Annotated in this window: 7 protein-coding genes and 2 pseudogenes; 1 reads left to right on the top strand and 8 read right to left on the bottom strand. The window is 69.5% G+C overall.

Annotated elements, in window-relative coordinates:
- Positions 1-6: 6 nt before the first annotated feature.
- Genes AB0H62_RS23620 through AB0H62_RS23640 form a run of 5 tightly spaced genes read right to left on the bottom strand, consistent with a single transcriptional unit; the run spans position 7 to position 3217 of the window.
- Positions 7-273, bottom strand: coding sequence for a gas vesicle protein GvpG (locus AB0H62_RS23620; protein ID WP_360588158.1), 267 nt, complete (start codon positions 271-273; stop codon positions 7-9).
- Positions 274-277: 4 nt separating this feature from the next.
- The gene (locus AB0H62_RS23625; protein ID WP_360588160.1) at positions 278-1063 is read right to left on the bottom strand and encodes a GvpL/GvpF family gas vesicle protein; all 786 of its coding nucleotides are present in this window, start codon (positions 1061-1063) and stop codon (positions 278-280) included.
- A gap of 5 nt (positions 1064-1068) precedes the next feature.
- Positions 1069-1467: a gas vesicle protein GvpJ gene (gene gvpJ, locus AB0H62_RS23630; protein WP_220239678.1), complete on the bottom strand. Its 399-nt coding sequence runs from the start codon at positions 1465-1467 to the stop codon at positions 1069-1071.
- Positions 1464-2627, bottom strand: a complete 1164-nt coding sequence (locus AB0H62_RS23635) for an SRPBCC family protein (RefSeq protein ID WP_360588163.1) — start codon at positions 2625-2627, stop codon at positions 1464-1466. The genes gvpJ and AB0H62_RS23635 overlap by 4 nt, the downstream gene beginning before the upstream one ends.
- A gap of 5 nt (positions 2628-2632) precedes the next feature.
- A complete protein-coding gene (locus AB0H62_RS23640) occupies positions 2633-3217 on the bottom strand; it encodes a hypothetical protein (protein WP_360588165.1) in 585 nt (194 codons plus the stop codon).
- Positions 3218-3558: 341 nt separating this feature from the next.
- On the opposite strand from AB0H62_RS23640, the gene AB0H62_RS23645 reads away from it, so the two are divergent.
- Positions 3559-3741 carry a CDGSH iron-sulfur domain-containing protein gene (locus AB0H62_RS23645; RefSeq protein ID WP_360588180.1) on the top strand — a complete coding sequence of 61 codons (183 nt, stop codon included), beginning with the start codon at positions 3559-3561 and terminating at the stop codon, positions 3739-3741.
- Here the strand turns inward: AB0H62_RS23645 and AB0H62_RS23650 are convergent.
- The 3 genes and pseudogenes from AB0H62_RS23650 to AB0H62_RS23660 form a co-directional block, all read right to left on the bottom strand.
- A pseudogene (locus AB0H62_RS23650) lies at positions 3732-4728 on the bottom strand (iron-containing redox enzyme family protein); the annotation flags it as partial. The gene AB0H62_RS23645 and the pseudogene AB0H62_RS23650 sit on opposite strands and share 10 nt — an antisense overlap.
- Before the next feature lie 215 nt (positions 4729-4943).
- A pseudogene (locus AB0H62_RS23655) lies at positions 4944-5597 on the bottom strand (DNA topoisomerase IB); the annotation flags it as partial.
- 130 nt (positions 5598-5727) lie between these two features.
- Positions 5728-6072: Rieske 2Fe-2S domain-containing protein (locus tag AB0H62_RS23660; protein ID WP_360588167.1), on the bottom strand; the 345-nt coding region annotated here is incomplete at its 5' end.

Genomic DNA, 6072 nt, shown 5'->3' on the forward strand with positions numbered 1-6072 from the left:
CGGCCCTCACCTTTTCCTCTCGTCGCTTCGGTGCACGGGCCGGCTCGGCCGGGAGCCCGTCAGCCGGCTCAATGCCTGTTGCTGCGCTTCGGCTTCTTCTTCGGCCGAGATCTCGCCGGCGGCCCGCGCCTGCTCCACGGCCTCCAGCTCGCGCCGGACCGACGCTGGGTCGTGCAGCTCTTCGTCGACCCGCCGCCGGATCAGCTCGCCCAGGGCGAGGACCCCGCGGACCGGTGCCAGCGGCAGACCGACGATTCCTGACAACAGACCCACCGCGTCACTCCGGCATCCGCGTGACGACGAAGTCGTACGCAGCGAGCGGACCGAGCAGGCGGACCTCGACGCGGCCTTCCCAGTCCTTCGCCAGCTCGCCGATGACGGCTTCCAGATCGCCCTGCCGGTCGGTCTCGGCCAGCACCGCGAGGTGCACCGCCTCCTCATCGTGAGTCGGCTGTCGCGGCGCGAGCTCCACGACCGAATCGGCCAGCGCGTCGGCGACCCGTTGCGTGTCGACCGCACGCTTCGCCTCGATCGCCTGGGTGATCTGCTCGCCCAGGGCCATGCGCTCGTTGCGGGTGGCATCCTGTGGCTTGCCCCGGATCGCGTCCGCGAGCTGCGCCATGCCGTCGTTCTCGGACAGGATCTCCCGCAGGATGGCCCCCTCGTCGTAGCGCGCCCGGACGAGGTACTCCGCTTTGCCCTCCAGCTCCTCCAGCGCTGCTGTGAAGTCATCGCGGTTCGCGTCGAGCAGCTCGTCGACCACCGCTCGCTCGTCCGCGACCACGGCGCCGAAGCGCAGCGGCAGCACCGGGACCTCGGCTGCCGCCGCGTCCAGCAGCCCGGCGTGCGCCGAAAGGTCCTCCGGCCGGCCCAGCGGCGTGTCCTGGGGGATTTCGCTGACCAGCGCGGCGATCGGTCCACTGTGCACTGTGGTCACGGCGGAAGGCGGATCGCCCACTCCACGCGCGTCGCCGTCGATCTCGACGTCGGCGGGCAGGATGCCGTAGACGTAGATCGCCGTCTCGGTTCCGGTCTCCGTCTCGGTGCCGGTTTCGGCGGTCACTCGCCTCACCGTCCCTTCCTGCCGCGGCTCACGGGTTCTTCCTCGTCTTCGTCTTCGCCGAGGATGTCGCGCAGCTTGTCGCCTGCTGCCTCGAGCGCACCGCGCGTCTTGGCCTTGGCGCCGCCGGAGGTCACGTCCTCCAGGAGGTCGGGCAGGCCCTTCTGCTCGGTGCCCGAGATGTCGAGCCGATTCACCGCTTCCGCGAACCGCAGGTAGGTGTCGACGCTGGCCACCACGATCCGGGCGTCGATGGTCAGCAGCTCGATGCCCACCAAGGACACCCGTACGTACGCGTCGATCACGAGGCCCTTGTCCAGGATCGTGTCGATCACGTCGGCGAGGCTGCTGGAGGACGGCCGGTCAAGGCCGCCGCCCCCACCGGAGGGCTGTACTGCTGTTGTCATCGCCTGCTCCCTCGGCTTCTGCCGGCGCCGGCACCGGCGCGAGCGCGGCCGCGACGAGGCCGCTCTTCTTCGGCCGCCTCGTCGGTCTCTTCGGCCTCTTCGGTTTCGTCGGTGTCTTCGGTCTCTTCCGGCTCCTCTTCCTCCGGCTCCTCTTCGGACTCTTCTTCCTCTTCGGGCTCCTCCTCGGACTCGGCGGCCTCGTCCTCTTCGGAACCGGTGTCGGCGGACTCCTCGTCCTGCTCGGGCCCGGTGTCCTCGGCCTCGTCGCGGTCGGCGCCCTCGTCCTGCTGCTCGACGACCTGCCCGTCGTGGATCTCGCCGTGCCACCCCTCGATGTCGTCGGGGTGCAGCAGGTCTTCCGTCATCACGTGGCGGCGGAAATGCTTGAGCTCCAGCCGCGCCCGGCGGCCCTGCGCCCGCCAGATGTTGCCGGTGCGTTCGAACAGCCCCTGCGGGTGGTACGCGAGCACCAGCACGACCTTGGTGAGATCCGGCGTGAGCTCGTGGAACGTCACCGCTCCGTCAACGTGACCCTTCGCGCCCTTGGAGCGCCACACGATCCGCTCGAACGGCACCTGCTCCAGGATGGTCGCCTCCCAGGTGCGGTGCGACCAGAGGACCTGCGCCTTCCACTCGGTCTTCTCTTCGCTGACCTGCTCGACGTTGTTGACCTTCTTCATGAACGCCGGGAAGTCGGTGAACCGGGTCCACTGGTCGTACACGAGGTCGATCGGCGCACCGATGTCGATCTCCTCGACGATGTTGGTGAGCTTGATCTTGTTGCCCTTTCCGCTGCCACGGCCGCCCCCGCCGCTGAACGCGTCCTTCACCTTCTGCGCGATACCGGACAGGCCGCCCTTGGCGGCGCCCATCATCGCCTTGCCCTTGATGCTGCCCTTGCCACCGGTCGCCGCTTCGAGAAGGCCACCGCCGCCGCCTTCGGCGAAGTCGGTCAGGCGCCCGGCCGTCGAAGAGATCCGCTTCGTGATGGAACCCGTCGCCCGGGTCATGGCCGCTTGACCCAGCCCGCGCAGGGCATCGGTCAGCTCACTCGTGTTGCCACCGGTCGCGTTCGACGCGGCGCCGGCGACCGTGCCGGTCGCTTTGCCGGCTGTGCTGGTGGCCTTGTCGGTGGTTTTCTTCAACGTTTTGGTGACCACTGCGTTCACCTCCTCGCCCGGCGGACGGGCGAGCGCTTGGTGGCGGTGCGTGTACTGCCAGAACTCTTGTCGCCGTCATCGGACGGCGTGGACCGCCGGCTCGATGAACGCCGCTGTGTCTGCCGTTCGTCGCCATCGCTCGAGCGGCGGGCCGCCGCACGGCGGCGCTGGGGCTTCTCGGGCTCCGGCTCTTCCTGGTCTTCGTCTTCGTCCTCGTCCTCGACTTCAGCTTCGTCTTCGTCTTCCGGCGTGGCGTCGTGCTCGTCGTCGGCCTTGGACTTCTTGCCGCGGGTGAGCGCGCCGCCGTCCGAGAGGCGTTCGCTCAGTGATTCGATCTTCCCGCTGGCGGCCGTCACCGCCGCGGCCTTCGCCGCGGAGAGCAACTCGTCACGCGCCAGCGACGTCAGCTGGCCGATTTCCGCGGACGAGCCCAGCTGCTTGAGACCACCTTGGACGAGCTTCGTCGGCGACACCCCGGCCTTGCCGGTGGCCCCTGCGGCCGCGATCATCAACGCGAGGCGCCCCTTCTTCGTCCGCCCCAGTAGATAACCGGCCGCGACTCCGACCGCCATCCGTGTTCCTGCCTTCATGGCCGCTCCTCCTGACTCTTGCGATAGCGAGTTCGTCCCGCACAACCCGCGCGCCGCCCCCGAAACCAAGGCGAACAGGAATGTGACTTCGTTTGATTCGGCTACCCGCAAGGTTCTGCGTGAAAACGCGAGAAAATGGAAAACACATTTCTTCGTCGTGCGGTATGGGGAGAAAAAATCACGAAAGCGGTTCCAGTGATTTCGCCTTCTTACTGATGGGTATCTTTTGTCGAAAGCATGTTTCACCTGCAGGTGATCGATAGATGCAGCAATCGTCGCGGCGCGGTAAGACGGGCTCGGCGGACTGACCCCGCTGAGGAGCGTTACTACCCGTTGCCGCTGTGGCACTGAAATCGGCTGTTCGGTGCGGCCATCGGTTTTTCAACGCTCCCGGGACGCCGGACGGGGACGTCGTGCGCTCGGACCACTTCGTCGTCGCGGTGTGCACGTGCCGGCGCAGCAAGCGGTTCCCGCTGTGCGACACGAGCCACCGCAAGCGGGTGAGGACTCGGGACAACGGTTGACGCAGTGAGGACCGCCCGGCGCGCCAGCACGCCAGGAGGTGCTCACTGAGGCGTGCTTCGAGGAGGTTGGTCGCCCGGACGCCGAACACGACGTCGGCCGCGAGCCCGGGATCCCGGGATCCCGGGTGAGCAGGTCGCCGACGACGACGTGGCGCATCACCTGCTCGTGGACGGCGTCGGCCTCGATGTGCTCGGTGTAGAAGAGCTTGCACGCCTCGGCGGCACCCAGGCGGGTCAGCGCTTGCACCATCCGGTGCGCTGACGGTCCCGTGGTCACCTCAGTGGCGGCGAAATGACCGACGAGCGCGCCCCGCAGCGACCGGTGCAGACCGAACAGCGACATCATGTTGACGATCGCGATCATCGGTGCGGGCACGTGCTCCAGCAGAGCGAGGTAGCCGTCCGGCAGCTCGGCGCCGCGCAAGAGGTCGGCGAACAAGCGCGAATGGGCGGATTCCGCCCGGCCGCCGCCGAACTCGTCGAACTCGACTGCCACGAGTGCGGCCTTGGCCCGGCCGCACAGTCTCGGAATGACCCACGCGTGGGGGTCGCCTTCCTTGAGGTGGTAGATCGAGCGGTGGGCGAAGACCTCCCGCACGTGCCACCACTTTCCTTCGTCGCGAAGGAAGTGGGAAACGCCGGAGCTGTCGATCGGCTCGACGAGCAGGGCCTCGAACTCGGCGCCGACGTCGTGGCCACCGGGTACCGCGCCCTGGAGGCCGGTCAGGAACTGGTGCTCCAGTGCCGCGCGGGCCCGGAGCAGGTCCGGATCCCACTCCCACGTCTCGTCGACGCCGGCGTTCCCTGGTAGTGCTGTTCGTAGCAGAGGTGCAGCGCGAGTTGCAGGTCGTTGCCGAACGGCTGGGCGCCCGCGAGAGCGTCGAGCACCAACGGCCGCCCAGTCGGCGGAGCGGACAGCGCCGCGGCGACCGTGGCGGAAAGCGGGCCCCGGGCGGCGGGCAGGACGGGGGAGGACAGCATCGTCATGGCCGCTGGTTACCCCGCCGCGGCGGCTTCATGCCCGCCGGCCGGCACGGTCCGCTCGGCGAGCAGGCGGAGCACCGCAGGCAGCCCGGCCGTGGCGGCGGCGCGCTGCGCGACGGAATCGCGATCCTGGCGTTCCGCCGCCGCTGACGGTGAACGGCGTCGCCCGCGCGGGCAGCGCCCTGCGCGGGTTCTCGCTCTCGGCTTTCGCGGCGCGGCTCAAGGGCTCGGCTGATCGTCCGTGACCAGCGGTAGGCTTCGACCACTCGGGGGTCCACATAGGACACCCGGCACACGGCCGGGGTGTTGCCGAGCGCTTCGGAGACCTGGCGGATCACCGCGGCGCCGCCTTTGGCCGGGTACTCGAACACGCAGGCACCCTCGCGCACACAGGCGTGCTCACGCAGCAGGGTGGCCACGCCGTGGCTGCCGTTCTCCTGGGCGTACTCCTCGCCGCCGGTGTGGAAGATGCCCCGGTCGAGCATCCGCAGCGCGGCGCCGAGCACGCGGCGTTCGGTGAGTCCGCGTTCGGCCAGGTCGTCCTCGACCTGGGTCCGCCATCCGGGCAGCCGCTTCGCCATGGCCAGCACCCGGTCGTGCTTCTCCTCGTCGCGGTCGCGGCGCCACTGCGGGTGGTACAGGTACTGCCGCCGACCGGCGGCGTCCGTGCCGACGGCCTGGATGTGGCCGTTCGGCTGCGGCGCGATCCACGCGTCACGCCACACCGGCGGGATGACCAGGTCCTCGATCCGCTCCAGCGCCTCGTCTTCGGCGAGCCGGTCGCCGGCGGGATCGAGGTAGGAGAACCCGTGCCCGCGTCGCACCCGCCGGATGCCCGGGGCGGTGAGGACGCTGCGTCGCAGCCGCGTCATTCCCGCCAGATACCCCGGGTGGGGCCCCCGAAATCACGCTTCGGGGTGGTTGCCCGTGGCGCGCGATACCGATGCGTCGGTACCAGTCGATCGGAGGGGCCGTCGAACAGGCCAAGGGCGTGCTGATGGTTCAGCGCGGATGCCGGCGCAACGGCCGGACGGCGGGGCCCTGGACGACCGCGCCGTCGGGCGCGAAGCGGGAGCCGTGGCACGGGCAGTCCCAGGTGTGTTCCGCGTCGTTGAAGGTCACCAGGCAGCCGAGGTGCGTGCAGTGGGCTTCGACGGTGTGCAGGTCGCCTGTTTCGGCGCGGTAGGCGGCGACGAGTTCGGCGCCTACGCGGACCACGGCGCCCTGGCCCGGCCGCACCTGGTTAAGGGAACGGCCCTGCTGCAGCACGGACACGTGGTCGCCGACGAGGTGGCGGCCGACCTCGAAGGCGTCTTCGGCGAGGCTGAGCACCGAGCGCGCGTCGAA

Origin of the sequence: Amycolatopsis sp. NPDC050768 (genome assembly GCF_040654155.1) — a bacterium.
GTDB lineage: Bacteria > Actinomycetota > Actinomycetes > Mycobacteriales > Pseudonocardiaceae > Amycolatopsis.